We start from the raw sequence: 22,795 nt of genomic DNA, 5'->3' as shown, positions 1-22,795 counted from the left end.
CCTTGCGTCAGCAGCGAAGCTGCGCCCGTTGGGTATTTCCGCAGCCTGCTAAGCGAGCTGCTTGTGAAAGAACGTCGTCGCGCACGGCGCGCCGTCCGGCATCAGCGCGTAGTTCGGCACGACGCCCACACGCTGCCAGCCCGCGCGCTCGTACAGCCGTTCGGCGTCGCCGCCCGTCACGGTGTCGAGCACGAGCACCGTCTTGCCGGCGTCGCGCGCGGCCGCATCGGCCGCAGCCAGCAGCCGCGCGGCGACGCCCTGCCGGCGCGCGTGCCGCGCGACCAGCATCTTCGCGATGTCCGCGCGATGCGGCTGATTCTCCGGCTGCGCGGTCACGATCTGCACGGTGCCGACGATGCGGCCCGACGCGTCTTCGGCGACGAGCAGGATGCGCTCGCCGTTCGCGACGCTTTCGGCGACGCCGGTCCAGAACGCCACGGCCGTCGATCGCGCGATCGGCAGCATGAAGCTGACGGACGCACCGCCTTCGACGCAATCGATCAGCACGTCGGACAGTGCGTCGACATACGCGATGGCCTCGTTCGCGCCGACGCGGCGCACGGTCACAGATTTGGTCATTCCCCCTCCGGTAGTCAGGTCGGACGCGCGGCACGCGCCGGTTCGCGATCGGCAGGCGTGCGAACCGTCGGCGTTCGGCGTTCGGCGTTCGGCGTTCGGCGTTCGGCGTCAGCGTCGGCGTCGGCGCTCGGCGCTCGGCGCTCGGCGTCAGCATCAGCGACAGCAGCAGCGCCAGTGGATGCTGCGCCCACAACGATCGCCGGTCGCGCATTCGCTATGCTACGCGATGAAAATAGTTGCCGCACCGCCGCAGTCGCGCGACGGGCGGCCGGCGCGCCGCCTCGGCCGGGCGCCGCGCAGCGCGGGCGCCATACGCGGCATCGCAGCATCGGCCGCGGCCTTCCCGGCATTGCGACGCGCCGCGCGCCCGCCTAGGATTTCTGAACAAGCGCCGCGCGCACCGGCACGCCACCCGTGCCGACGCCCGGCCGAAGGAGGCAACCATGATGCACTCGCACACGACGCGCATCAGCCGGCACGTGAATGCGCCGCGCAACCGCGTGTATCGCGCGTTGCTCGATCCGCATGCGGTCGAGCAATGGAAGGTGCCCGACGGCATGACGTGCCGCGTCCACGCGTTCGATGCGCGCGAGGGCGGCGCGCTGCGCGTGTCGCTCACCGCCGATGCGGCGGCGCCCGCCGGCAAGACCGACGCGCACACCGACACCTATCACGGCCGCTTCGTGACGCTCGTGCCGGATCGGCAAGTCGTCGAGATCGACGTGTTCGAGACCGACGATCCGATGCTGCGCGGCGCGATGACGATCACGATCACGTTGTCGGACGAAGACGGCGGCACGCGCGTCGACGCGGTCCACGACGGCGTGCCGCCCGGTGTGCCGGCCGCGGACAACGAGACCGGCTGGCGCATGGCGCTTGCTCGGCTCGCGGCGCTCGTCGAAGACGGCGGTCGGCCGCACGCCTAAGCCGCAAACGCACGACCGTTGTCAGACGAAGACGCTGGCACGCGTGTCGACGCGGTCCACGGCGCCGTGCCGCCCGGTGTGCCGGCCGCGGACAACGAGACCGGCTGGCGCACGGCGCTTGCGCGGCTCGCGGCGCCCGTCGAACACGGCGGTCGGCCGCACACCTGAGCCGCAAACGCGAAATCCGCCCGCGACCGCGACGCGCGCCGCGCAACACCGCGACCGGCTGCGCGAAACACCGCCCCATGCGACACTGGCGCGCATGCGCCGACGCACCGATCGTTCGCGCGCACGCCCGCCGTCCGGCCCTGCCCGAGGAGACTTCAGCGATGAACGCAGCGCGCACCGCCACGTGGTACTTCGATTTCGTTTCGCCGTTCGCCTACCTGCAGCAGGAACAGTTCGACCGGCTGCCGCCCGACGCCGCGTTCGAGCCGACGCCGATCGTGCTCGGCGCGCTGCTCGCGCACTGGGGCCAGAAAGCGCCGGCCGAAATCGCGACGAAGCGCATCTTCACGTACCGCCACGCGCAATATCGCGCGGACAAGCTCGGCATTCCGTTCCGGATGCCGCCCGCGCATCCGTTCAACCCGATCCAGCCGCTGCGCCTCGCGATCGCGATGGGGAATTCGCGCGACGCGATCCGCCGCATCTTCCGGCACATCTGGCGCGACGGCCACGACGTCGCGTCGCCCGAAGGCTTCGCCGCGCTGTGCGACGCGGTCGGCTTTCCGGAAGGCGTGCGCGCAGTCGACGCGCAGCCGGTCAAGGACGCGCTGCGCGCGAACACCGATCGCACCATCGCGCACGGCGTGTTCGGCGTGCCGACCTTCGAGCTCGACGGCGATCTGTTCTGGGGCGAGGACGCGACCGACATGTTCGTCGACTGCGCGGCGTCGCGCGCATGGCTCGACTCGCCGGAAGTGCGGCGCATCAGCGCGCTGCCCGAAGGCATTCGTCGACGCTGAGCGCCGGCGGCGCCGGCCGCCGCATCACGCGTCGCGCCCTTCGACGAGACGCGGCACCGCTTCGCGCATCATCGCGGCGAACCGCACGAGCCGCGACGGATAGAACTGCGCGTGCGGATAGATCAGATAAACGGGCAACGGCGCCGCGTGCCACTCGGGCGCGAGATGCACGAGTTCGCCGCGCGCAAGGTCGCCGGCGAGCATCCACGACGAACCGACGCACGCACCGACGCCGAGCAGCGCCGCGCTGCGCAGCGCGTACAGATTCGCGGTGGTCATGCGCGGGCGAATCCGGATCCGGCGCGTGTCGCCGGTCGCCGCATGCGTGAGCGTCAGCTCGGTGCGGTAGTACGTGCTCAGCGCGAGCCACGGCAGCGCGGCGAGCGCGTCGGGATCGCGCGGCACGTCGGCACCGCCGAGCACCGACGGCGCCGCCGCGACGAAACGCGGCACGTTCGTCAGCCGGATCGCGACCACGCCCGGATCGGTCGGTTCGCCGACCTGGATCGCGCAGTCGATGCCGCTGCCGACGAAATCGCGCACGTCGTCCTGTAGCAGCCATTCGACCGACACGCGCGGATAGTCGCGCAGGAATCCCGCGAGCGGCTCGACGAAGCGCTCCTGTCCGAACGCATGCGGCACGGCGACGCGCAGCAGGCCGTCGGGCTCCTCCTGCGCGCCGCGCAGATCGGCTTCGAACGCGGCCCAGCTCGCGAGCAGATCCTTCGCGCGCTTGAAGCAGCGCTCGCCGTCGACGGTCAGCCGCATCGCGTGCGTCGTCCGCTGCAGCAGCCGCACGCCGAGCGAGCGCTCGAGCGCCTGCAGCCTGCGGCTGACCGTCGGCTGCGTCGTATGCAACTGCGCCGCGGCGGCCGACAGGCTGCCGGCCTCGACTATGCGTACGAACGTCTCCATCAGCTCGAAACGATAGCCGGCGCTGTCCACGGGCACCGTCGGAATGCGCGAACCGCCTTGTGCGTCGCGGGATTCATGGGATTTTTCAGTCATACGCGAAACGTATAACAAGTCTGCGCGGCGCGCTACTACCGTCGCGCGTGCCGCGCGGTCACACTCGCGTCCATCGTGTTTCCACCACCGAGGACGCCCATCATGTCTACTCCGCACCGTCTCGTTGCCGCGCCGCACGCGCAGCCTGCCGCCCCGGCCCACGCCGCGGCTTCGTCGCTGCCCGGCCGCCGTCTGGTCGTGCTGCTCGCCGCGGCGGCCGGCCTCGGCGTCGCGCCGCTCTATTACGCGCAGCCGATGCTCGGCGCGCTTGGCCCCGACCTGGGCGCGTCGGCGCGCGCGATCGGTTTCGTGCCGACGCTCACGCAGCTCGGCTACGCGCTCGGGATCCTGCTGCTCGCGCCGCTCGGCGACCGCTTCGACCGACGCCGCGTGATCGTCACGAAAGCCGGCGCACTGGTCGTCGCGCTGCTGCTCGCGGCCGTCGCGCCTTCGCTCGGGCTGCTGCTCGCGGCGAGCTTCGCGATCGGCCTCACCGCGACGATGGCGCAGGACGTCGTGCCGGCCGCCGCGACGCTCGCGCACGACCAGCACCGCGGCCGCGTCGTGGGCACGGTGATGACGGGGCTGCTGCTCGGCATCCTGCTGTCGCGCGTCGTGGCCGGATTCGTCGCCGAAACCGCCGGCTGGCGCGCGATGTTCGCGCTCGCCGCCGCGAGCGTCGCCGCGATCGGCATCGTCGCCGCGCGCGGGCTGCCGCGCTTCGCGCCCACCACGCAGTTGCCGTATCGCGCGCTGATCGGCTCGCTGCGCGAGCTCTGGCAGCGTCATCGGGCGCTGCGCCGTGCGGCGCTCGCGCAAGGCCTGCTGGCGATCGGCTTCAGTGCATTCTGGTCGACGCTCGCGGTGATGCTGCACGATGCGCCGTTTCATCTCGGCAGCGCGGCAGCCGGCGCGTTCGGCCTTGCCGGCGCCGCCGGCGCGCTGGCCGCGCCGATCGCGGGACGGCTGGCCGACCGTCACGGGCCCGAGCACGTGACGCGCATCGGGATCGGAATCGCGACGCTGTCGTTCGCCGCGATGGCCGCCGCACCCGCGATGCCGGCGCACGCGCAGCTCGCGCTGCTGTCGGCCGCCACGATCGGCTTCGATCTCGGCGTGCAGGCGACGCTGATCGCGCATCAGGCGATCGTGTACCGGATCGATCCGGCGTCGCGCAGCCGCCTGAATGCCGTGCTATTCGTCGGCATGTTCATCGGCATGGCGGCCGGCGCGGCGCTCGGCAGTCTGTTGCTCGCGCAACTGGGCTGGAACGCGGTGATCGCGCTGGCCGTCGTGACGTCGCTCGCCGCACTCGCGGTTCGCATGTGGCGACAATAAGCGCGCTTCGCGCGGCGCCGTGTTTTTTTGACGCATCGGATTCCTGCCGTTTTTTTTTCGCCGATCGCGGCGACTTGCGCGCATTCATCCGACCATTTCGACCGCCCCGCCGCACGGCGCCGCGCGGCGCGGCCCCGTCGGACGAGCGCGATCCCTCAGGGGAATCCCGGTATTTTTTCGCATTTTCTTCGAAATTACGGATGACATACTTGCCCCCCGTTGCGCTCCGCTGCGAGCGCGCTTCCTGATTCCGCCGGTCGCGCGCGATGCGCTGCGCGCCCGCCGGCGTCGCAGAACATGAACGATTTCGATACGACGATTCAGACCTTTCTCACCCACATCACGCTGAGCCCGCTCGCGAATCATGCGGTGCGCGTGATCGCGGGGCTCTACACGTTCAAGGGCTTCATCCTGATTCCCGTGCTGTGCTGGCTCTGGTTCCAGCCCGGCCCCGAGCGCGAGCGGCAGCGCGAATACGTCGTCGCGACGGTTGCCGGCGGCCTCGTCGCGCTCGCCACCGGCCGCGTGCTCGCGCATGCACTGCCGTTCCGCGTGCGGCCGATCTACAACCCCGATCTGCATCTGCACTTTCCGTCGGCCGGCCTGCGCGCGGCCACGCTGCAGAACTGGAGTTCGTTTCCGAGCGATCACGCGATGCTGTGGATGGCGATCGCGACCGGCATCTTCATCATTGCGCGCCGCATCGGCGTGTTCGCGCTGCTCTACACGATCGTGTTCATCTGCGTGCCGCGCGCATATCTCGGCTTTCATTACCCGACCGATCTGCTCGCGGGCGCGGCGATCGGCATCGCCATCACCTGGCTGCTGACGCGCGATGCGATCCGCGCGCGCTTCGCGCCGCAGGTGCTGCAGGCGATCCGGCGTTTTCCGGCGCCGGCCTACACGCTCGCGTTCCTGCTCTGCTTCGAGCTGATCACGCAGTTCGACGAACTGCTGACGCTCGCGCAGTCCGCGACGCACGCGATGTAGCGCGGGACGGACGATGCTGCCGCCGACCTTCCGACCACCGCGCACGCGCTGCCGGCCGTTCGCGGCCCCGGCACGCCGCGCGCAGCGCAGGGACGGCGCGTCGATTGCCGCGACCGCCACCGCCACCGCGGCCGCGTGCCGCGCGGGCGGCATCAGTCGCGATCGGGCGCGCCGAGCGGAAAGAACGGCCGGTACGGCCGCGCTTCGTCGACCGCCCGCGCAAACGACGGCCGCGCCAGCAGCCGCTGCCGATACGCGATCACGTTCGCGAACGACGGATCGATCCGATGCGTCCAGTCGGCATAGAACAGGAACGGCGCCGCGCCGCAGTCGGCGAGGCTGAAGCGGTCGCCGGCAGCCCATTCGCGATCGGCCATCCGCGCGTCGAGCCACGCATACGCGGTGTCGAGCATCGCACGCGCATCGGCGACACCGCGCGCGTCGCGCTCGCCCGGCGGACGCAGCGCGTCGAGCACGATTTTCTGCTGCGGCGTCGATACGTAGTTGTCGAAGAAGCGATCCATCATGCGCACGTCGAGCGCCGCATGCGGATCGTCGGGCAGCAGCCGCACGGGGCGCGGATGGTTGAGGTCGAGATACTCGACGATGATCGTCGCCTCGATCAGCGTGCGGCCCGCGTCGACGAGCACCGGGAAGCGCTTCATCGGCCACAGCGCGGCGAGTTCGCGCATCGGCGCCGGATCGTCGTGCGCGAGCAGGCGATAGTCGAACGGCGTGCCGTTCTCGTACAGCGCGGTCAGCACTTTCTGGCAGTAGGACGAAAACGGGTGGGCATACAGCGTCGGCAGCATCGCGCGTCTCTCCGGTGATGGCGCCGCGTCGTGCGGCGCGGCAGGGTCGATACCGTGACGACGATCGGCGAGCCGCCGATTCGACATCGGCACCATCATCGCCGAAAACCGCGCTGCGCCGCGGCTATGCGCGGCCGTCCGTCACGATGCGCCCTTCGGCACGCCAGCGCAGCATGCCGCCACCGAGATTCGCGACGCGGTCGAAGCCCGCATTGCGCAGCAGCACGGTCGCCTGCGCGGAACGTCCGCCCGCGCGGCATACGGTGACGATCGGCCGCTCGCGTGCGAGCTCGCCGGCGCGCGCGGCCAGCTCGCCGAGCGGGATCGGCGTCGCACCCGGCAGATGGCCGAGCGGGCCCGTGAATTCGTCGGGCTCGCGCACGTCGACGATCTGCACCGCCGTCAGATGATCCTCGAGCCACTGCGCATCGATTTCCCAGAATCCGGCGAACGTGTACGCCAGCGGCGCCCAGTCCGCGGCGTCACGTGCATCGGGCGCGCTCGCCGCGACGCCGCAGCGCAGATTGGCGGGCACCGCGACGTCGATCTGTCGCGGGTGCGCGAGCCCGAGGTTGCGCATGTAGCCGGCGAAGTCGTCCTCGCTCAGATCGCCGCCGAGCCGCGGGTTGAAGCGCCGCTCCTCGGCGACGCTCGTCACCGACAGCCCGCGGTAGTCGTGCGCCGGATACAGCAGGCACGCGGCCGGCAGCGTGAACAGCCGGCCGTGCACCGAGCGGTACAGCGCGCGCGGGTCGCCTTGCTGGAAATCGGTGCGGCCCGTGCCGCGAATCAGCAGACAGTCGCCGGTGAATGCCTTCGATTCGTCGTCGAGCACGAGGCTGATGCAGCCGCTCGTGTGGCCGGGCGTCGCGCGCACCGTCACGTAGCGCGCGCCGAACGTGCAGCGATCGCCGTCGCGCAGATAGCGGTCGGCACCCTGCGCGCCGCTGTCGGCCGAGATTGCGATCGCGCTGCCGGTGCGCTGCTTCAGCAGCCACGCGCCCGTCACGTGATCCGCATGCACGTGCGTGTCGATCGTCGCGACGAGCCGCAGCCCGAGCTCGTCGAGCAGCGCGGCGTCGCGGCGCACCTGCTCGAAGACGGGGTCGATCAGCAACGCTTCGCGCGCGGCCGGATCGGCGAGCAGGTACGTGTAGGTAGACGATTGCGGGTCGAACAGTTGCCGGAAGATCATCGGAATGGCTCCGTCGCGTGGCGCGTCTCTCTAGCGTAGGTCAAAACGCGCGCGCCGCCGCGGTGGCTGTGCACGACGCGCACGGCGCGACCGTCGATCGGGGGCTCGCTTACACTACGGGCCGTTCCGTTCGCGTTCAGAGGAATTTCGTCGACATGTCGCTGACCATCGATCCGAAGCAGGCCGCCGCACTGCTCGCCGTCGCCGATACGGGCAGCTTCGAGCAAGCGGCCGTGCGGCTGCACGTGACCGCGTCGGCGATCACGCAGCGCGTGCGCGCGCTCGAAGCGAGCCTCGGCACGCCGCTCGTGCTGCGCACGCGGCCGTGCCGTCCGACCGTCGCCGGGCAGCGCGTGCTGCAGCATCTGCGCCGCGTCGCGCTGCTGCAGGCGGACCTGCAAAGCACGCTCGCGACCGAACGCGAAACGCCGATCTCGGTCACGATCGCGCTGAACTCGGACAGCCTCGGCACATGGTTTCTGCCGGCGCTGACATCGGTGCTCGCGGGCGAGCGCATCCTGTTCGAGCTGATCGTCGAGGATCAGGATCACACGTTCGCGCTGCTCGAAAGCGGGATGGCGGTCGGCTGCGTGACGACCGAGCCGAAGCCGATGCGCGGCTGCGTCGCGACGCCGCTCGGCACGATGCGCTATCGGCTGCTCGCGGCCGACGCGTTCGCCGCGCGCTGGTTTCCGCGCGGCCTCACACGCACGAGCGCGCGCGATGCGCCGGTCGTCGCGTATTCGCGGCGCGACACGCTGCAGTCGTCGTTTCTGGAACAGCGGTTCGGGCTGCCGCCCGGCGCGTATCCGTGCCATTACGTGCCGGGCACGCACGCGCATTTCGCGGCGGTGCGGCACGGGCTCGGCTACGCGATGGTGCCGGAGCCGCTGATCGGCGACGCGCCGCTCGCCGCGCAGAAGCTCGTCGATCTCGCGCCCGCGCATCCGACCGACGTCACGCTGTACTGGCACGCGTGGACCGTGCAGTCGCCGACGATGGCGTCGCTGTCCGCGCGCGTCGTCGAAGCGGCGCGCCGCCTGCTCGCGCCGCTGCCGTAATCCGCGACGAACGCGCGACACAGCCTGCATCGCGGCAAAGGACACGTCGGGAAACCGGGCCGCGCCGCCTATACTTTTTGCATCGGCCGCGCGAACGCGCCGTGCGACCGACGATGCCTACCCGGCCGTTCCTCGTTCTGCAAGGAGCACATCATGTCCCGCCGCTATATCGACTGCCGCGAGTTTCCCAGCGCGATGCACTGCTCGGTCGCGATTTCCGCGGATTCCGATAACGAACTGCTGGAGGCCGCCGTCCAGCATGCGGTGTCGGTCCATCAGCACACCGACAACGCCGAACTGCGTACCCAGCTGAAAGCGCTCTTCCACGACGGCACGCCGCCCGTCGACACGCCGCGGCAAGCGTGATCGACGAGCCCCGCCCTCAATCGAACGACGGGGCACCGCATCGCCCCGTCACCCCCGTTCCCTGCTTCGCGCCCTGTCGCGCCGGCGCTCTGCCGGCCGGCGCATTCCGTTTTACGCGCGACGCTGGGCGAAGTACGCGCCGACGGCATCGATGAAGGTATCGATGTCCGCGCGCGAGACGTCGCAGTGCGTGACGAAGCGCGACGCGTAGAGCATCTGCGTCAGAATCCCGCGCGCCTTCAGCCAGGCCTCGAGCGGTGCGCAATCGGCTTCGGGGAACTGCGCGAACACCATGTTCGTCGCCTGCGAGAGCACTTTGACCGGTTCGATGCGCGCGAGCCCTTCGGCGAGATGTGCGGCGTTCGCATGATCGTCGGCCAGGCGTTCGACGTTGTGGTCGAGCGCATACAGGCACGCCGCCGCGAGAATGCCCGACTGCCGCATCCCGCCGCCGAGCACCTTGCGCCAGCGCTGCGCGCGCTCGATCAGCGCACGGCTGCCGACCAGCACCGAGCCGACCGGTGCGCCGAGCCCCTTCGAGAAGCAGATCGACACGGTATCGAACGGCGCGCACAGCTCGGCGATCGAGCGGCCCGACGCGACGGCCGCATTGCAGACGCGCGCGCCGTCGAGGTGCGCCGACAAGCCGCGGCTGCGCGCGAACGCGACGGCTTCCTGCACGTAGCCTTCCGGCAGCACCTGGCCGCCGATCGTGTTCTCGAGCGCGAGCAGGCGCGTGCGCGCGAAGTGGTTGTCGAGCGGCTTGATCGCGGCGGCGATCTTCGCGAGCGGCAGCGTGCCGTCGGGCGCGTTCTCGATCGGTTGCGGCTGGATGCTGCCGAGCACCGCCGCGCCGCCGCCTTCGTATTTGTACGTGTGGGCGAGCTGCCCGACGATGTATTCGTCGCCGCGTTCGCAATGCGCCATCAGCGCGGCCAGATTGCTCTGCGTGCCGCTCGGAAAGAACAGCCCCGCTTCCTTGCCGGCCCGCTCGGCCGTGGCGGCCTGCAGGCGCAGCACGGTCGGGTCGTCGCCCCAAACGTCGTCGCCGACTTCGGCGGCAGTCATCGCGGCCAGCATCGCCTGGCTCGGACGTGTCACGGTATCGCTGCGCAAATCGATCATCTTCGTGCCCTGAGTGAACGCGGACCGGATCCGTAGCGCCCGGCCCTGCCGAAACGAAACTCAGAGTGTACGCAATTCGCGACGCGCGCGCGGAACGCGCGGCGCGCAGGGCTACGGCCGCGCTTCGTCGGTGCGCCGCGCGACTGCAGCGGCGCGCGCGACGCGACGACTCGACGACTCGACGACGCGATCAATATCGCGGCGGCGGCGGTTGCACGCCGGGCGGCGGCAGCGGCGGCGCAGCGCGCGGCGGCGCGCCGGCGCCGCTGTAGCCGCCGTACGCGTCGCTCATCGCGCCCGGCACCGGCACGCGGTTGCCGGCCGCGTACATGCATTGCAGGTAGCCGTAGTCATAGCGGCGCTGGACGTCGTACGCGGAACCTTGCGCGGCACCGGTGCCGACCACACTGCCGGCGAGCAGCCCCGCGCCGGCGCCGACCGCGGCGCCGGTGCCGCCGTTGAACGCGGCGCCCGCCGCCGCGCCGAGCGCCGTGCCGACTGCGGCGCTGCCGAGCGCGCTCGCCGTCGACGCCTGCGCGGCGTTGACGCCGCCCGACTGCTGAAGCGCGAACTGCCGGCAGTTCGCGTCGTCGACGCGGAACTGGTCGAAGGTCTTGCCGGTGCCCGGCAGCGCCATCACGCTCGGCCCGGCCGGCAGGTACGCGCATGCGCCGAGCAGGCCGGTCAGCGCCAGCACGGCCGGTGCGCGCAGCGATCGAATCGTCTGCTTCATCGCCGGATCTCCACTATTGCGGCCGCGCCGGCACCGAGCGCCAGCCCGACTTGCAGGTCTTCACGTACGGGTAGTAATGCTTCGACGCGTCGCAGTAGTACCAGAGGTCCGGATCGCCGCCTGGCTGCGGCTGATCCTTCTCGACATACTGCGGCGGCGGCGCGGGCTCGACCGGCACCGCGACGACGGGCGGCGCGTAGTAGTACGGTGCGGGCACGACGGGATAGCCGTACGGGTAGCCGGGGCCGACATAGACGCCGACCCGGGCGGCATGCGCGACACCGCTCGTCGCCGCCATCACGGCGGCCGCGGCACCGAGCGCGAGCTTCAATCGATTCACGTCACGTTCTCCGGCAGCAGGTTCGCCGATGCGAACCCGACAGATGGAACGCTACGCCGCGCGCGCTTCGCCTTCCATTACGGGCGCGCGCGCGAATGTTGCGCATCGTTACGCATGTGACAGCGCGTCGCGCGACGACGCATCGGCAGGCCCGCGCGCATTACGCGTTAACGCATGGAAACGGAACACCGCGCGCGACGTGCCGCATCGCGCCCGATCGCCCCGCGCGGTTCCGATGCCGCGACGCGCCATATTGACGCACGTGCGGCAAGCCGCCACGCCGCGCGGATGCGCGCCGCACGCATCGTTCTTGATACAAATCAACGATTTACGCCGCAACCGCGCGCTGCGGGCTGGACATCTGCGACGAGTTGGCACATTTCGCGACGCAACATCGCGTCCGATACTCCAGCCAACCCCGCAGCGCTGTGCCGGGGTCCGCCGGCATCCGTCGGCGGGTATCGTCTGCTTCGGTCAACTGGTATGGACACCGCTTTTTCGGCCCTCGATCTGGCCCGCCTGCAATTCGCGTTCACCGTCTCCTTCCACATCGTCTTTCCGGCCATGAGCATCGGGCTCGCGAGCTTCATCGCCGTGCTCGAATACCGCTGGCTGAAAACCGGCAAGGCGTACTACAAGACGCTGTGCCTGTTCTGGTCGAAGATCTTCGCGGTCGCGTTCGGGATGGGCGTCGTCTCGGGCGTCGTGATGAGCTATCAGTTCGGCACGAACTGGTCCGGGTTCTCGAGCTTCGCCGGGTCGGTCACGGGCCCGCTGCTGATGTACGAGGTGATGACCGCGTTCTTCCTCGAAGCAGGCTTCCTCGGCATCATGCTGTTCGGCTGGAATCGCGTGAGCCCGCGCGCGCACTTCGGCGCGACGCTGATGGTCGCGATCGGCACGCTGATCTCGACGTTCTGGATCCTCGCGTCGAACAGCTGGATGCAGACACCGCAGGGCTTCGAGATCGTCGACGGCCGCATCGTGCCGACCGACTGGTTCGCGATCATCTTCAACCCCTCGTTCCCGTACCGGCTGCTCCACATGGCGATCGCCGCGTTCATCGTCGCCGCGCTGGTGGTGGCCGCGACGGGCGCGTATCACCTGCTGAAAGGCCGCCGCGACAAGAGCGTGAAGAAGATGTTCTCGATGGCGCTGTGGCTGCTGCTCGTGCTCGCGCCGGTGCAGGCGATCATCGGCGACCAGCACGGCCTCAACACGCTGAAGCATCAGCCGGCGAAGATCGCCGCGATCGAAGGGCTGTGGGAAACCGAGAAGGGCGGCACCGCGCTGAACCTGTTCGGCATTCCGGACATGAAGGCCGAGACGACGCGCTACGCCGTCAAGGTGCCGCATCTTGGGAGCCTGATCCTCACGCATAGCTGGGACGGCGAGATCCGCGGGCTGAAGGAATTCCCGCCGGAAGACCGTCCGAATTCGACGCTCGTGTTCTGGAGCTTCCGGATCATGGTCGGCCTCGGCTTCGCGATGATCGGCCTTGCCGTGCTCGCGTGGTTCCTGCGCCGCCGCGGCCGCCTGTATGAGTCGAAGCTGCTGCAGCGCTTCGCGCTCGTGATGGGTCCGGCCGGCTTCGTGTCGCTGCTCGCCGGCTGGGTGACGACCGAAGCGGGCCGTCAGCCGTGGGTCGTGTACGGCGTGATGCGCACCGCGCATGCGGTGTCGCCGCTGACGGTGCAGCAGGTCAGCGTGTCGATGATGACGTTCGTGATCGTGTACTTCCTCGTGTTCGGCACCGGCGTCTACTACATGCTGAAGCTGATGAAGGCCGGCCCGGCGCTGCCCGACGCGAAGCACGACGACACGCCCGACACGCGCCGCGATCACACCGCGCGCCGCCCGATGTCGGCCGTCGACGAACCGCTCGAGACCGTCTGACCCGCCACCCCATCCGCATACGAGAAAACTATGGACGTCACCGTAATCTGGGCCGCGATCATCGCATTGGGGCTCTTCATGTACGTCGTGCTCGACGGCTTCGACCTCGGCATCGGCATCGTCTTCCCGTTCTTCCCGGACGAGAAGGAACGCGACCTGATGATGAACACGGTCGCCCCCGTGTGGGACGGCAACGAAACCTGGCTCGTGCTCGGCGGCGCCGGGCTGTTCGCCGTGTTTCCGGTCGTCTATTCGACCGTGCTGTCCGCGCTCTATCTGCCGCTGATCTTCATGCTCGTCTGCCTGATCTTCCGCGGCGTGTCGTTCGAATTGCGCGCGAAGGCGCGCCGCACGAAGCAGCTGTGGGATCTCGCGTTCATCGGCGGCTCGGCCGGCGCGACGTTCTTCCAGGGTGTCGCACTCGGCGCGTTCCTGCAGGGCATCGACGTGAAGGACGGCGTGTTCGCCGGCGACGCGTTCGACTGGCTGACGCCGTTCAGCCTGCTGACGGGCCTCGGCCTGATCGCGACCTACGCGCTGCTCGGCTGCTGCTGGCTCGTCGCGAAAACCGAGGGCGACCTGCAGCGCCGGCTGCATCGCGTCGTGTGGCCGCTGACCGTCGTGCTGCTCGGCTTCATCGCGATCGTCAGCCTCTGGACGCCGCTGCAGGATCCGGCCATCGCGCAGCGCTGGTTCGATACGGGGTTGTTCTGGCGACTGCTGCCGGTGCCGTTCCTCGTCGCCGGCTGCGCGGTGTGGATGCGCCGCGCGGTGCGCGCCCGGCACGACATGACGCCGTTCGTGCTCGCACTCGCGCTCGTGCTGCTCGGCTACGTGGGGCTGCTCGTGTCGCTGTTCCCGTACGCGATTCCTCAGACGCTGACGATCTGGGAAGCCGCCGCGCCGCATTCGAGCCAGACCTTCACGCTGGTCGGCGCAGCGGTTATCCTGCCGATCATCATCGCCTACACGACGATGGGTTACTGGGTATTCCGAGGCAAGGTGCGCCATGAAGACCAGCATTACTACCACCACTGATCGCGCCGACGGCCGGCCCGATGCGCGGCGTCCGCGGATGCGCGGCTGGATGTGGTTCGTCGTACTGTGGGCCGGCGGCGTGATCGGCGCCGTCACGCTCGGCTATGCGTTCAAGATCTTCATGAATCTGACGCTGTTCGCGGTGAAATGAAAACGGCCGCTTCGATCGTCGCTCGATCGAAGCGGCCGTTTCTCCTTGGGCGGCCGGTTTTGCCGGTTCGCCGCCTGCGCCTAGCGCCGCTCGCGCAGCGCCGCTTCGATCTTGCGATCGGTCTTGTACTGGCTCAGCGCATACACCGACCAGATCGCCGCCGGCAGCCAGCCGATGATCGTGATCTGCAGGATCAGGCAGATGATCCCGGCGATCGGACGACCGATCGTGAAAAACTGAAACCACGGCAACAACAGGGCAAGCAGCAGACGCATGAGCGGTCCTCGCGATACGTTTCGTTGAACGGGCAATGCGCAACGAATATGGCGGTGCACGCGAGGGAATTCAACCCGCGCACCGCCGTCGACACGCGATGGACCGCCGCCGCGCTCAACGCTCGATGCCGAGCCCCGGCAGCACGCGCGTGTTCTCGGCCACGACCGCCTGAAGCAGCCGCGGCTCGACGCCGAGCAGCGCCAGAATCGTCGGCGCGACCTGCGTCGTGCCGACCACGTCGGTCACCGTACGCGCGCGATGCAGGCCCGGATACGACACGAGCAGGCCCAGATGGCTGTCGTCCGGCGCGTTGCCGCCATGCTCTTCATCCTTCTTCGTGCTCGACGTGTAGATCATGCCCGGGTTCGGCTGCACGATGATGTCGGGCGTACGGCCGTTCGCCGGATCGCCGAACCGCTCGGCCAGCGCCGCGCCGTACAGCACGTAGGCCTGCGGGCCGTCCGCGCAGATGCCGGGCGCGTTGCAGCCGAGATTCGCGTTCAGCGTCTGCACCACCGCCGTGCGCTGGCTGCGGTCGCGCAGCCAGATCAGCCCGACGTCGTCCGTCTGCACGAAGCCGGTGCCGACGAGGCCCGATCCGTCGTTCGGGCTACCCGTCTTCGTGTTGTTCTGGCCGAAGTTGCCGTCCGGATCGAGATAGCCGTTCGCCTCGAGCAGCTTCGTCAGCGTATCGCCGTGCTTCACGAGCTTCGTGCGATCGGTCGGCGACTGCCCGTGCTTCGCCGTCACGATCACGGCCGTCGACGTGTAGAGGTTGTGCTGCTTCAGCGCGCCGACGATGCGGCCGATCGCGTCGTCCACGTACGTGATCGCGTTCGCGACCTGCCCGTTCGGCGTGAAATTCGCATCGAGATAGCCGCCGCCCGCCGCGACCGGCGCCTTCTGCGCGACGCTCAGCGTCTGGAAGTTCGCGCCGAACAGCGTCGGCACCGGCGCGTTCTTCGTGCCCGTCGAATCGCGGCCGTCGATCTGGTTGATCAGCGCCTGCACGTGCAGGTTGTCGAAGCGCGCCGTATGCGAATAGACGTCGGTGTAGTCGGTGCCCGTCGCCGGATCGATCGAGTTGATCTCGGTGCGCGCGAGATCGTCGACGCCCGTGCCCGACGGGCCGTTCAGCCAGTCGTAGCCCCACGCGTGCTTGTCCGCCCAGGCGGTGCGCGCGTTCGGCACCGCCGCCTTCACGGCCTCGAACACCGTGTTCGTCTTCACGTAGTCGTGCGGATAGACCGGCACGCAGCGGCCGTTCACGCGTGCGTGCGGAATCGCCTGCGGATTGAATGCACCGCCGCCGTCGAGATGCACGAGCGCGCCGCCGTTCTGCGCGTCGATGCCGGTCGTCTCGTCGAAGACGACGTTCCAGCCCTGCTTGCCCGAGCACGTCGTGTCGCTGGGCGCATAGAGGTTGCGATCGTACGACACGTCGTAGAACAGGCCGGCCGTCTTCGGCGAGCCGCCGGTCACGAGCGCCGCGAGGCCCGGAAACGAATCGGACAGCCCGGGCGTGTACGCATTCGTATAGGTGACGCCGCTCTGCGCGAGCACCGCGAGGTTCGGACACGTGTTCGCGCCGATGCAGCGCGCGAGATCCTGCTCGTGCAGGCCGTCGATGCTGAGCAGCAGCACGTGCTTCACGACGCGGCGCCCGTGTGTCGCGTCGCCGGCTGCGCCGTCCTGCCGGGCGTGTGCACCGACGCTCGCCAGCGCGAGCGCGCCGGCCACCATCACTGCGATATGTCGCTGTTTGCCGAAGAAAGACCTCATCACCCCACCTCATCGATTGATCGTTGGACTGTGTGACTTGCCGTCAGGCGCGCCAAATATCGCCGCGCTCTGCGGCGGTCCGATGAAGTACGGCTTTCTGTTCTCTATCAAACGTAACGAATCGCAACGCCACGGCGTGGCGGCGCGACCACGCGCCGCGCCCCCGGGATTTTTGTCCGGTTGGCACGCCAGTATTGGCGTGTGATAAAGGGTTTTCCCTGATTCGGAGCCCGACAATGTCGACACTGGAAGCATTGCGGTTCGTGCTGGACGACCCGCGCACGCCCGAGATCATTCGCCATCACGTCGTCGACGCGTTGCAGTACGCGTTGCGCAACTACGGCCAGGTGTTTACCGCGAAGGAAGTCGAGTGGATCGCGCAGTGGGACGATGCGCGCCTGCCGCTGAGCGCGCGCAAGGAACTGGAGCGGCGCGAGCCGACGGTCGCGCTGCGCTAGGGCGGCGCGCGGCGCACGACCGATCGATGCGCGCGGCCGCGTCGCACGAAGCCAACGCGGCCGCGCAACGACACGCTTACTGCAGGCCGAAGTCGACGCGCGTCGTGGCGCCCTTGTCCTCGATGCCCTTCGCATCGAGCTTCGGCGCCACGACGAACACGCGCTTCGCGTCGATCTTGCCCTCGAGATACTGACGCACCGCCTGCGCGCGCTGCTGCGCGAGCGCGCGCAGCGCATTGTCGTCCGCCGGTGCATGCTCGGCGAGCGCCTTCTTCATGTCCGCCTCGGGCAGCGTCTTCTGCAGGCCGATCAGGTTGCGCGGCTTCTTGAAGTCGGCTGCCTTGTAGGCGCGCGTCAGATACTTGTCGTACTCGCCGGGCTCGACGTTCACCGTCATCGGGTCGATGCTCTCGCCCTGTCCGACGACGTCCTTCAGCTTCTGCTGACGAACGAGCCGGTCGACATACGCGGTGCGCAGCCCCGGCGTGTCCTTGTCGGGATCGACGCGACCGATCAGGTCGAGGCGGATCGACGGCTTCTCGGTCAGCATCTTCACGACGGTGTCGAGCTTCTTCTGCTGCGCATCGGTCAGCACCGCGGAACCGGGCGCGAACTCGACGTAGCCGAGATCCTCGCCGCCGCTGCCGAACGCATGCGCGAGCAGCGAGAACGGCGACGTGACGGCCTTCGCGATCAGGTTCAGCAGCGCACGCCAGATCAGCCCGCCGACGCTGAACTCCGGATTCGACAGCGACCCGGACACCGGCAGGTTCACGTCGATCTCGCCGCGCGTGTTCTTCAGCAGCGAGATCGCGAGCTTCACCGGCAGCTTCGTCGCGGTGTCGTTGTCGATGTGGTCGCCGAACGTCAGCTGGTCGATGAAGATGTGGTTGTTCGCCTTCAGCTGGTCGTTCGCGAGCTGGTAGTGCAGGTCGACGTTGAGCTTGCCCTTCGTGATCGGGTAGCCCGCGTACTTCGCGGAATACGGCGTCAGGTTGGTCAGCTCGATGTCGTGCGCGGTCGCCGTGAGATCGAGCGCCGGCTTGTCGATCAGCGGGTTCACCGAGCCCTTGATCGAGATCGGCCCGTTGCCCGCGAGGTTCGCGGCGACGTCGACCGGCGCGGACGTCGTCGAATCGGTGCCGAACGCCCCGACCGTCCCCTTGATCGCGACGAGGTTCGCCGTGTAGTTCGGCTTGATGAAGTTGTCGGTGTATGTGACACGGCCGTTTTGCAGCACGAGCTCGCCGAAATGCATGCGCACCGGACGCTGCGGCGCGGGCGCCGCCTTCACGACCACCGTCGCCGACGCGGCGGCCGGCACCGACGCCTGCTGCGCGGCCGCGGCCGAGGCGGCCTGCGCCGCGGCCGGCGGCGTGACGCCCGGCGACAGCGGTACCGGCTCGCTCTTGCTCGCATCGCGCGTGAGCGACTGCGCGGGGCCCGTCTCCTTCGCGACGATGTCGTTCAGGTTCAGGCGCCCTTGCGCATCGAGCAGCACGCGGCCGTAGAAGTTCGAGAACGTGACGCGTGCGGCGTCGACGTCGGTGCCCTTGTCGTCGTAGTTCGCCTTCAGGTTCGTCAGCGCGAGCGAGCGCCAGCCGGCGAACGGATCGGACGTCGCCTTGTCGAGCATCCGCACGTCGACGAGCGCGACGTTGCCGCGATAGGCCGCGCGCATCGTGTCCTTCGCCTGCGCGAACGTCAGGTTGCCCTGCGCGTTGAGCAGCGCGCTCGCGATCGTCGCGTTCAGCGCGCTGCCGAAATACGGCTCGAAAGCGGCCGCATCGACGCGGTTGCCGTCGATCTTCAGCGCGAGCTTCAGCGGCTGCGCGGTCACGTCGCCCGTGACGTTCAGCGAACCCTTGCGATTCAGCGTCGCCTTCAGCTGTACGGGCAGCGGCTTCGTCATGTCGTCGCCGAGCTTCTGCACCGACAGGTCGAGCGGCTTGATCGCGAGCTTCACCGGACGCGGCGTCGACAGATCGGTGAAGTTCGCGGACGCCTCCTTCACGTTCAGCGCGTCGATCCGGTAATGCCACGACGGCGCGGCGGCCTGCGCCTTGCGCGCGACCGTGCGCTGCGGCACCGCCGGCTGCGCCGGGCTCGCGAACGCCGCGAGATCGATGTTGCCGTTCTTCAGACGCTTCACGTCGAGCGCGAGCCCGTGCGCGTCGACGCTCGCGATCTCGGCGGTGCGCGCGGCCACGTCGACCTTCGCGATCTTCGCGCGCGCGTCGGGCAGCACGATCGCGGGCGCCTTCGCATCGGGCGTCGCGAGCTTCAGCGACTTCAGGCTCAGTTCGCTGTCGGCGACCTGCGCGTCGAGCGGCGTCTTGCCCCAGTCGGCCTTCGCGTTGATCGTCGCGCCAAGCACGCCGTCGAGCACGCGCGCGCGCGTCGCCTCGCCGAGATACGGCTGCAGCGGCACGAGCGCGAGCGCATCGACGACGAGCTTCGTGTCGACCTGCTTCGCCGCGACGTCGACCGTGCCTTCGGCCTTCAGGTCGCCGCCGCGCGACAGCGAGGTCGACAGCGTGTATTTCGCGGGCGTCTTGCGTTGCAGCGCGAAACCGTCGAGCGTCGCGGCTAGCTTCGTCAGCGACAGCGCGGTCGGCGTCGCGGGAACGCGGTCGTCGAGGTTGACCGTGCCGCCGTCGATCGCGACATGGCGGATCGTCAGGTCGAGCGGCGGCGTCTTCGTGTCCGCGGCCTGCGCGCCGCTCGCCGCGGGTGCGCTCGCGGCGGCGGCCGCCGCGCGCGATGCACCGTTGGCAGCCGCCGATGCCGGTTTCGGCGCGGCGGCCGGCGAGCCCGCGAGCTTTTCGACGTTCAGCACGCCCTGCTTGTCGCGCGACAGGTCGATCACGGGCCGGTCGAGCCGGATTTCGTCGAAGTGCATCGCGTTGCGCAGCGGCTCGAGGCCGGCCGCCGCGACGTGCACGCCGCGCGCGGCGAACAGCGGCTCGGACGCCGGGCCCGTGACCTTCGCGTCGGTCAGGTCGACCGTGCCGGACACGCGCAGCGCGGGCGTGTCGCCGCTCATCACGAAGTTGACCGAGAGATCGCTGCTCAGCAGGCCGCTCGTCACGGCGACCGGCAACTTCGCGGGCACGTACGAGATCAGCTTCGGCACGTCGAGCCGGTCGAACTTCAGCGCGATTTCCGATTCGCGCGACTGCGCGAACGGCTTCGTCTTGCCGTCGATCGCGATCGGGCTGCCGTCGAACCGCATCCGCAGCTTCGGTTCGACGAAGATGTCGGTCTTCGACGGCAGCGTCGCGATATACGGCACGCCGAGCGTCCAGTCGTCGACGACGTGCTTTTCGTTCAGCAGCCGATCGTCGAAATCGATCCGGCCGCCGTTGATCTGGATGTTCGAGACCGAGAACGGCGTCGGCTTGCTGTCGGGCTTCGACGGCGTCGAGAACTTCTCGATCAGGTCGGTGAAGTTGAAGCGCTGTGCGTCGTAGCGGACGATGCGAAAGCGCGGCGAATCGAGCCGCACTTCATTGACGATCGGCGCGCCGCGAAACAGCGACGACCACGACGGCCGCACGACGAGCTTGCCGATGTCGACGAAGTCACCCTGTCCGCCGCGCTCGCCGACATGAATGTCGTCGGCTTCGAGGTTCAGCGTGTACGGGTTCAGCGCGATGCGCCGGATCGTCGCCGGCCGGCCGAGCTGCTCGCTGAGCTGCTGTTCGGCCACGTGGCGGATCAGCGGCGGCGCTGCGAAGAATCCCAGCAGGCCGAACAACACGAGGAAGATCAGGATACCGAGGCCGATGCGTCGGGTGCGACGCGAGCGGGCGACGCCGCCGAGGGCATGGAGGGTCGTGGAAGGGATTTCTTTATCTGGGCTTGCCATGCTGGAATGCCTCGGAAACGGATACCGGGTCGCGCCGGAATCCGGCGCGCCCGAGCCTGTTGTTCCGAGAGTATAGGCTCAGAGGATGACGGGACGCGCATGCGTGCGCCCGCCGCGGGCCGTATGGGACCGCGGCGGCGTCCGGTCGTTCACTTGCGCACGACGGCCGGCGGCATCCACGATCCGTCGGTGGCCTGCGGCTTCGGCGCATACAGCCGCAGCGCGAGCGCGAAATCGGCGCGCGGCGCGGGCAGCCAGTTCGCCGCGCGCGCGGCGCCCGGCGGCGCCGACACGACGATGTCGACCGACCCGTCATGGTTGCGGCGCAGCCGGTCGCGATCGCCGAGCGAGCGGCGCGCGGTGCCGACGTCGGGCAGCGCGCCGCCCGGCGTGTACGGCGTGAGCGTCCAGAAGCCGCGCACCGGCGGCAATGCACCCGGCGCGAAATGCAGCACGTAGCGGTTCGCGCCGTTCAGCGGCTGGCCGTCGCTGTCGACGCGGACGATCGCGATCGTCTCGTCGTCGCGCGTCGCGGTGCCGAACTGCGTATAGGCCGCATACGCGCGCAGCGCATAGTCCTGCCCGTACTTGCCGGCCGTATCGCCGATCCAGCTCCAGCCGTTCGCGCTCAGCAGGTTCGGCGGTGGCGCCGTGAGCCGCGCGCGCCCTTCGGCGACGCCGGCCGTCGCGGCCGTCAGCCGGTCGCCCGTCCACTGCACCGGATTGCCGACCGATACGCCGATGTCGTCGAGCAGCTGCTGCGCGTGCGGATCGTCGTCCGGCGCCGGGTTGTCCTGCAGCGCGCGCGCAAAGCGCGTGAAGAACGCCTTCGGATCGAGCGCGGCGACCTGTTCGGCCGGCGTGCCGCCCGTCAGCGCGTCGGCCGGTGCACTGCCCGTATGAACGGCGACCGAGGCGCCGCGCGTGTCGCCCGTGTAGACCGACAGCGGCACGATGCGCATCGCGCGCTGCAGTTTCTTCACGGCCGTGAGATCGCGTCCGCCGCTCGTCTGCAGTCGTACCTCGAGCCACGCATAGCGCGTCGGCACGTCGACCCGCACCGCGCCCTTCGGCAGCGTGCCCTGCCAGTCCTTCGCGACGAAGGCAATCGTTTGCGACCGGCGGCTGCCGCGTGCCGCCGCGCTCGATGCCGACCACAGCACGTTGGTCCACATGTCGAGCGCGCGCGCGTCCCAGTATCGGCCGTGCGTGTCGGGCAGCGTGACGATCACGGGCTCGGCCGCGACGTCGAGCCAGCCGGTCGAGTCGAGCGTATCGACGCCCGGCAGCGGCGGATTCACCGCGCCGACCGGCGGCAGCGCCTGCGCGTGACGCAGCGTGTTCAGCGGCGCCTGGCCGGGTTGCGCGCCGTCGCCGCCTGTCGCCGCGTCTTTAGCGACGTCCATCAGCACGAGCGGATACGCATAGACATAGGAATCGGCGACTTCCGTCCGCATCCAGCCCGTCTTGCGCTGGATCGCGTCCGGCTGCGACGCGCATCCCGCGAGCAGCGCCGCCATGGCGAGCGACGCGCACGCGCGCCGCAGAGAAAGGGATTCTCGAAGGTGTTCAATCATCGATTACTGGCCGAATATCGTTCTTTTCCGTCAACGCCATGTTCGGTTCGCGAACGGCGCGTGAGCGACGCCGGCGCGCGCGGACGGCCGCTGGTCGGCACGGCGCGCGGGTGTCAGGCCGGTATCATAGCGCCTAAGGGCATCCCCCAATATGCCCGAAGACACATTGGACAGTAGCCGCGGTGTCGGCGCGGCGTGGAATCGGCTTGTGCGCCGCGCGGCGTGCGTCTGGCGACGTCGATTCCGGTCGCGTCGGGTGCGCTGGGCCGGCGTGTGCCCCCGCGGTTGCCCCGTGAGGTAACGCG

At 69.3% G+C, this 22,795-nt stretch carries 21 protein-coding genes and 1 pseudogene; 11 read left to right on the top strand and 11 right to left on the bottom strand.

What is annotated here, in order from left to right; all coding sequences use genetic code 11:
- Window positions 1-48 precede the first annotated feature (48 nt).
- Window positions 49-579 carry a GNAT family N-acetyltransferase gene (locus tag ACSHSS_RS17180; protein WP_445545258.1) on the bottom strand — a complete coding sequence of 177 codons (531 nt, stop codon included), beginning with the start codon at window positions 577-579 and terminating at the stop codon, window positions 49-51.
- Window positions 580-1,022: 443 nt separating this feature from the next.
- Here ACSHSS_RS17180 and ACSHSS_RS17175 point away from each other — a divergent pair, with 443 nt between their 5' ends.
- The 3 genes and pseudogenes from ACSHSS_RS17175 (at window position 1,023) to ACSHSS_RS17165 (ending at window position 2,473) form a co-directional block, all read left to right on the top strand.
- The gene (locus ACSHSS_RS17175) at window positions 1,023-1,505 is read left to right on the top strand and encodes an SRPBCC family protein (protein ID WP_006397321.1); all 483 of its coding nucleotides are present in this window, start codon (window positions 1,023-1,025) and stop codon (window positions 1,503-1,505) included.
- 18 nt (window positions 1,506-1,523) lie between these two features.
- A pseudogene (locus tag ACSHSS_RS17170) lies at window positions 1,524-1,673 on the top strand (polyketide cyclase); the annotation flags it as partial.
- A gap of 161 nt (window positions 1,674-1,834) precedes the next feature.
- Window positions 1,835-2,473, top strand: a complete 639-nt coding sequence (locus tag ACSHSS_RS17165; protein WP_445545257.1) for a 2-hydroxychromene-2-carboxylate isomerase — start codon at window positions 1,835-1,837, stop codon at window positions 2,471-2,473.
- A 24-nt stretch (window positions 2,474-2,497) separates the two neighbouring features.
- Here ACSHSS_RS17165 and ACSHSS_RS17160 read toward each other — a convergent pair whose 3' ends face one another.
- A complete protein-coding gene (locus ACSHSS_RS17160) occupies window positions 2,498-3,481 on the bottom strand; it encodes a LysR family transcriptional regulator (protein WP_445545256.1) in 984 nt (327 codons plus the stop codon).
- Between the two features lie 102 nt (window positions 3,482-3,583).
- Here ACSHSS_RS17160 and ACSHSS_RS17155 point away from each other — a divergent pair, with 102 nt between their 5' ends.
- A complete protein-coding gene (locus ACSHSS_RS17155; protein WP_445545255.1) occupies window positions 3,584-4,819 on the top strand; it encodes an MFS transporter in 1,236 nt (411 codons plus the stop codon).
- 297 nt (window positions 4,820-5,116) lie between these two features.
- Entirely contained in the window at window positions 5,117-5,809 is a 693-nt protein-coding gene (locus ACSHSS_RS17150; RefSeq protein WP_445545254.1) for a phosphatase PAP2 family protein, read from the top strand.
- Between the two features lie 152 nt (window positions 5,810-5,961).
- Here the strand turns inward: ACSHSS_RS17150 and ACSHSS_RS17145 are convergent, their stop codons facing one another.
- Window positions 5,962-6,621 (bottom strand): glutathione S-transferase family protein, encoded by a 660-nt coding sequence (locus tag ACSHSS_RS17145; protein ID WP_445545253.1) that lies wholly within the window; start codon window positions 6,619-6,621, stop codon window positions 5,962-5,964.
- A gap of 124 nt (window positions 6,622-6,745) precedes the next feature.
- A complete protein-coding gene (locus ACSHSS_RS17140; protein ID WP_006416184.1) occupies window positions 6,746-7,816 on the bottom strand; it encodes a rhodanese-like domain-containing protein in 1,071 nt (356 codons plus the stop codon).
- A 155-nt stretch (window positions 7,817-7,971) separates the two neighbouring features.
- On the opposite strand from ACSHSS_RS17140, the gene ACSHSS_RS17135 reads away from it, so the two are divergent.
- A complete protein-coding gene (locus ACSHSS_RS17135) occupies window positions 7,972-8,877 on the top strand; it encodes an HTH-type transcriptional regulator ArgP (protein ID WP_059842939.1) in 906 nt (301 codons plus the stop codon).
- Between the two features lie 153 nt (window positions 8,878-9,030).
- A complete protein-coding gene (locus tag ACSHSS_RS17130; protein ID WP_006397330.1) occupies window positions 9,031-9,243 on the top strand; it encodes a DUF1059 domain-containing protein in 213 nt (70 codons plus the stop codon).
- A 111-nt stretch (window positions 9,244-9,354) separates the two neighbouring features.
- Here the strand turns inward: ACSHSS_RS17130 and ltaE are convergent, their stop codons facing one another.
- The 3 genes from ltaE to ACSHSS_RS17115 all read right to left on the bottom strand — a co-directional run bounded on the left by ltaE (window position 9,355) and on the right by ACSHSS_RS17115 (window position 11,441).
- Window positions 9,355-10,368 (bottom strand): low-specificity L-threonine aldolase, encoded by a 1,014-nt coding sequence (gene ltaE / locus ACSHSS_RS17125; protein WP_012216292.1) that lies wholly within the window; start codon window positions 10,366-10,368, stop codon window positions 9,355-9,357.
- 190 nt (window positions 10,369-10,558) lie between these two features.
- On the bottom strand, window positions 10,559-11,101 hold the full coding sequence (locus ACSHSS_RS17120) for a glycine zipper family protein (RefSeq protein ID WP_048804284.1): 543 nt from the start codon (window positions 11,099-11,101) through the stop codon (window positions 10,559-10,561).
- A gap of 13 nt (window positions 11,102-11,114) precedes the next feature.
- A complete protein-coding gene (locus tag ACSHSS_RS17115) occupies window positions 11,115-11,441 on the bottom strand; it encodes a hypothetical protein (protein WP_012216290.1) in 327 nt (108 codons plus the stop codon).
- 483 nt (window positions 11,442-11,924) lie between these two features.
- Here ACSHSS_RS17115 and ACSHSS_RS17110 point away from each other — a divergent pair, with 483 nt between their 5' ends.
- Genes ACSHSS_RS17110 through ACSHSS_RS17100 form a run of 3 tightly spaced genes read left to right on the top strand, consistent with a single transcriptional unit; the run spans window position 11,925 to window position 14,526 of the window.
- On the top strand, window positions 11,925-13,337 hold the full coding sequence (locus ACSHSS_RS17110; protein ID WP_006397335.1) for a cytochrome ubiquinol oxidase subunit I: 1,413 nt from the start codon (window positions 11,925-11,927) through the stop codon (window positions 13,335-13,337).
- A 30-nt stretch (window positions 13,338-13,367) separates the two neighbouring features.
- Window positions 13,368-14,375: a cytochrome d ubiquinol oxidase subunit II gene (cydB, locus tag ACSHSS_RS17105; RefSeq protein ID WP_006397336.1), complete on the top strand. Its 1,008-nt coding sequence runs from the start codon at window positions 13,368-13,370 to the stop codon at window positions 14,373-14,375.
- Window positions 14,347-14,526, top strand: coding sequence for a hypothetical protein (locus ACSHSS_RS17100; RefSeq protein WP_012216287.1), 180 nt, complete (start codon window positions 14,347-14,349; stop codon window positions 14,524-14,526). Before cydB ends, ACSHSS_RS17100 begins: the two co-directional genes overlap by 29 nt.
- A gap of 80 nt (window positions 14,527-14,606) precedes the next feature.
- Here ACSHSS_RS17100 and ACSHSS_RS17095 read toward each other — a convergent pair whose 3' ends face one another.
- Together ACSHSS_RS17095 and ACSHSS_RS17090 are read right to left on the bottom strand one after the other, a co-directional pair.
- Complete coding sequence (locus ACSHSS_RS17095; RefSeq protein WP_006397338.1) at window positions 14,607-14,801, bottom strand: YqaE/Pmp3 family membrane protein; 195 nt, start codon at window positions 14,799-14,801, stop codon at window positions 14,607-14,609.
- Between the two features lie 115 nt (window positions 14,802-14,916).
- Entirely contained in the window at window positions 14,917-16,584 is a 1,668-nt protein-coding gene (locus ACSHSS_RS17090) for an alkaline phosphatase family protein (RefSeq protein ID WP_445545252.1), read from the bottom strand.
- A gap of 236 nt (window positions 16,585-16,820) precedes the next feature.
- Here ACSHSS_RS17090 and ACSHSS_RS17085 point away from each other — a divergent pair, with 236 nt between their 5' ends.
- The gene (locus ACSHSS_RS17085; protein WP_006397340.1) at window positions 16,821-17,042 is read left to right on the top strand and encodes a hypothetical protein; all 222 of its coding nucleotides are present in this window, start codon (window positions 16,821-16,823) and stop codon (window positions 17,040-17,042) included.
- Between the two features lie 76 nt (window positions 17,043-17,118).
- Here ACSHSS_RS17085 and ACSHSS_RS17080 read toward each other — a convergent pair whose 3' ends face one another.
- A complete protein-coding gene (locus ACSHSS_RS17080) occupies window positions 17,119-20,913 on the bottom strand; it encodes a DUF748 domain-containing protein (RefSeq protein ID WP_445545251.1) in 3,795 nt (1,264 codons plus the stop codon).
- Between the two features lie 149 nt (window positions 20,914-21,062).
- Window positions 21,063-22,490: a DUF1254 domain-containing protein gene (locus ACSHSS_RS17075; RefSeq protein ID WP_445545250.1), complete on the bottom strand. Its 1,428-nt coding sequence runs from the start codon at window positions 22,488-22,490 to the stop codon at window positions 21,063-21,065.
- Between the last annotated feature and the right edge of the window lie 305 nt (window positions 22,491-22,795).

It is taken from the genome of Burkholderia sp. BC1 (assembly GCF_052683555.1).
Note: the sequence above shows the minus strand (reverse complement) of the source record. Positions and strands in the feature narration are given on the sequence as shown.

What these genes read in the sequence shown, in the direction of transcription:
- ACSHSS_RS17085 (WP_006397340.1), top strand. Translation starts at nt 16,821, where the DNA reads ATGTCGACACTGGAAGCATTGCGGTTCGTGCTGGACGACCCGCGCACG.
- ACSHSS_RS17145 (WP_445545253.1), bottom strand. Translation starts at nt 6,621, where the DNA reads ATGCTGCCGACGCTGTATGCCCACCCGTTTTCGTCCTACTGCCAGAAA.
- ACSHSS_RS17130 (WP_006397330.1), top strand. Translation starts at nt 9,031, where the DNA reads ATGTCCCGCCGCTATATCGACTGCCGCGAGTTTCCCAGCGCGATGCAC.
- ACSHSS_RS17135 (WP_059842939.1), top strand. Translation starts at nt 7,972, where the DNA reads ATGTCGCTGACCATCGATCCGAAGCAGGCCGCCGCACTGCTCGCCGTC.
- ACSHSS_RS17140 (WP_006416184.1), bottom strand. Translation starts at nt 7,816, where the DNA reads ATGATCTTCCGGCAACTGTTCGACCCGCAATCGTCTACCTACACGTAC.
- ACSHSS_RS17110 (WP_006397335.1), top strand. Translation starts at nt 11,925, where the DNA reads ATGGACACCGCTTTTTCGGCCCTCGATCTGGCCCGCCTGCAATTCGCG.
- ACSHSS_RS17075 (WP_445545250.1), bottom strand. Translation starts at nt 22,490, where the DNA reads ATGATTGAACACCTTCGAGAATCCCTTTCTCTGCGGCGCGCGTGCGCG.
- ACSHSS_RS17095 (WP_006397338.1), bottom strand. Translation starts at nt 14,801, where the DNA reads ATGCGTCTGCTGCTTGCCCTGTTGTTGCCGTGGTTTCAGTTTTTCACG.
- ACSHSS_RS17160 (WP_445545256.1), bottom strand. Translation starts at nt 3,481, where the DNA reads ATGACTGAAAAATCCCATGAATCCCGCGACGCACAAGGCGGTTCGCGC.
- ACSHSS_RS17155 (WP_445545255.1), top strand. Translation starts at nt 3,584, where the DNA reads ATGTCTACTCCGCACCGTCTCGTTGCCGCGCCGCACGCGCAGCCTGCC.
- ACSHSS_RS17080 (WP_445545251.1), bottom strand. Translation starts at nt 20,913, where the DNA reads ATGGCAAGCCCAGATAAAGAAATCCCTTCCACGACCCTCCATGCCCTC.
- ACSHSS_RS17100 (WP_012216287.1), top strand. Translation starts at nt 14,347, where the DNA reads ATGAAGACCAGCATTACTACCACCACTGATCGCGCCGACGGCCGGCCC.
- ACSHSS_RS17150 (WP_445545254.1), top strand. Translation starts at nt 5,117, where the DNA reads ATGAACGATTTCGATACGACGATTCAGACCTTTCTCACCCACATCACG.
- ACSHSS_RS17165 (WP_445545257.1), top strand. Translation starts at nt 1,835, where the DNA reads ATGAACGCAGCGCGCACCGCCACGTGGTACTTCGATTTCGTTTCGCCG.
- ACSHSS_RS17175 (WP_006397321.1), top strand. Translation starts at nt 1,023, where the DNA reads ATGATGCACTCGCACACGACGCGCATCAGCCGGCACGTGAATGCGCCG.
- ACSHSS_RS17090 (WP_445545252.1), bottom strand. Translation starts at nt 16,584, where the DNA reads ATGAGGTCTTTCTTCGGCAAACAGCGACATATCGCAGTGATGGTGGCC.
- cydB (WP_006397336.1), top strand. Translation starts at nt 13,368, where the DNA reads ATGGACGTCACCGTAATCTGGGCCGCGATCATCGCATTGGGGCTCTTC.
- ACSHSS_RS17180 (WP_445545258.1), bottom strand. Translation starts at nt 579, where the DNA reads ATGACCAAATCTGTGACCGTGCGCCGCGTCGGCGCGAACGAGGCCATC.
- ltaE (WP_012216292.1), bottom strand. Translation starts at nt 10,368, where the DNA reads ATGATCGATTTGCGCAGCGATACCGTGACACGTCCGAGCCAGGCGATG.
- ACSHSS_RS17120 (WP_048804284.1), bottom strand. Translation starts at nt 11,101, where the DNA reads ATGAAGCAGACGATTCGATCGCTGCGCGCACCGGCCGTGCTGGCGCTG.